At 53.5% G+C, this 1,723-nt stretch carries 2 protein-coding genes; one reads left to right on the top strand and one right to left on the bottom strand.

The features are described from left to right. The first annotated feature begins 310 nt into the window (after positions 1 to 310). Positions 311 to 1,492, top strand: a complete 1,182-nt coding sequence (locus WH277_RS00230; protein ID WP_339454649.1) for an aspartyl protease family protein — start codon at positions 311 to 313, stop codon at positions 1,490 to 1,492. A gap of 25 nt (positions 1,493 to 1,517) precedes the next feature. Here WH277_RS00230 and WH277_RS00225 read toward each other — a convergent pair. Further along, the coding region (locus tag WH277_RS00225; RefSeq protein WP_339503663.1) for a GNAT family N-acetyltransferase at positions 1,518 to 1,723 on the bottom strand (206 nt) is incomplete at its 5' end.

The raw sequence follows: 1,723 nt of genomic DNA, 5'->3' as shown, positions 1-1,723 counted from the left end.
GCGTTACGGCGCGTCAGATCCGCGCACCATTGATGATTTAACCGCGGGGTATTGATGTGATGCGGGCCGACTGGAAAAATCATCGGCCCGCCGGAGACCACGACTGGCCTCAAAAAAACGCAAAACCAAGGTGTCATAGGTGAGTGAGATATCTGGATGAGGTATTTAAGCTGAATGCTGTGTTTTTTTGCTTTTTCGCTACAATTAGCACGCTTAAATCTCGTTTTATCCTCTTTTTAACGTAGATTGAGAGACGTAAACGTTATGCGGTCCCACACTGGAACAGGGGGCATCCACCACAAGGAAGGTTATGAAGTATTCTGCACTGAGCATCATTTTTTCCGCCATGCTGCTGTCGGGATCAGTATCGGCCCTGGCTGACCGTACTCCTGCTGCCGCCCCACCGCCCCTGTTAACGAGCCCCGTGCGGCCCGATGTTCTGATTGTGCCGGTGGCCATCAGCGGCAGGCAGTATCATTTCCTGCTGGATACCGGCATCAGTACGCTGGTGATTGATAATGCGCTGGCGAGTGAGCTGACGCATCGGCTGCCCGGTGACCAGGTTCCGGCGTTGCAACGGGCGATTCTGGCTGCGGGTATTCAGACGCCGGGTGGGCCATTGCCTCAAGATGCGCTCCTGCTTTGGCAGCCGATGGCGATAGCGATTGGCGCTCGCGTGTTGCCCGCCAGTGCGCCGTGGCTGGGGATGGATCTCAGTGTGTTCACTCAGGTGACTGGTGTGAAAATTGACGGGATTTTAGGTCAGGATATTTTTCGCCAGTTTGCATGGCAGGTTGATAATCAACAGGGGCAGCTCAGCATCTGGCAGCAAGCGCCCGGTACGCTGGATTACCCGTTGTGTGTTCCCTACCGCGATGCTTATGATTCCGGGCCTGAACTGTTGCTGGACTATCATCATCGCCCGGTTCCAATGAGGGTTGATACCGGCGTCTATTACAGTTACATCGGTGATGAGCTGATTAACGCAAGCCGCGAACGTCCTGAAAGCGCGGTACTGACGGGCATCAATCAGCCTGTTCTGGGGCTAACTGTCCAGGAGGTGAGTGATGGATACTCACTGACGGGCTTAAGTTTTAATCAGATGCCGCTGGGTAAGCTGTTGGTACGTGAGAACAAACAGGGGGCATATGGTCTGGGGATGAACTTTCTGGCACGCTTTGATAGCTATCTTTTTATACCCAAAAAAATGCTGTTTTGTTATCGGGAACAGCACTTTACACGCGACGAGCCTGAACCGCAGCGCATCCTTTCCGTTCGTTATTACGCGCATCGGGTTGAGTTCTTTTCTAATTCTCTGACTGCACTGGCCCGCTTTGGTTTGCAAAACGGAGATGTGCTGGTGGAAGTGAACGGCAGTAAAGTGCTGCCTGAAGGTATTCATCAACTCCGTATTGCCCTGGCGGACACGCCGGCAGGGCAATTGGTGCTCAAGATTGAGCGTCGCGGTAAAATGAAAACGATCAGGATCTGATGACGCAGCGGCATCCCTGAGACGATTACCGCCGGAAACGCGCCATATAGAGGGCATCAACCTGCTGGCCATTCCGTAAGGCATAACGCCGGGCGCAGCCTTCAGTTTCAAAGCCAAACTGTTCATACAGCGCAATGGCGGCATGGTTGTCGGCGAAGACCGTGAGTTCGATGCGCTCAACGTTCAGCCAGTTGTCACAGAGATCGATGATTGTGCGCATCATCGCTTTCG

The organism is Erwinia sp. MYb416 (assembly GCF_037479575.1).
GTDB lineage: Bacteria > Pseudomonadota > Gammaproteobacteria > Enterobacterales > Enterobacteriaceae > Erwinia > Erwinia rhapontici.
This window is presented reverse-complemented; position numbering and strand designations above follow the sequence as displayed.

Coding starts and splice junctions, on each gene's coding strand:
- WH277_RS00230 (WP_339454649.1), top strand. CDS start 311: ATGAAGTATTCTGCACTGAGCATCATTTTTTCCGCCATGCTGCTGTCG.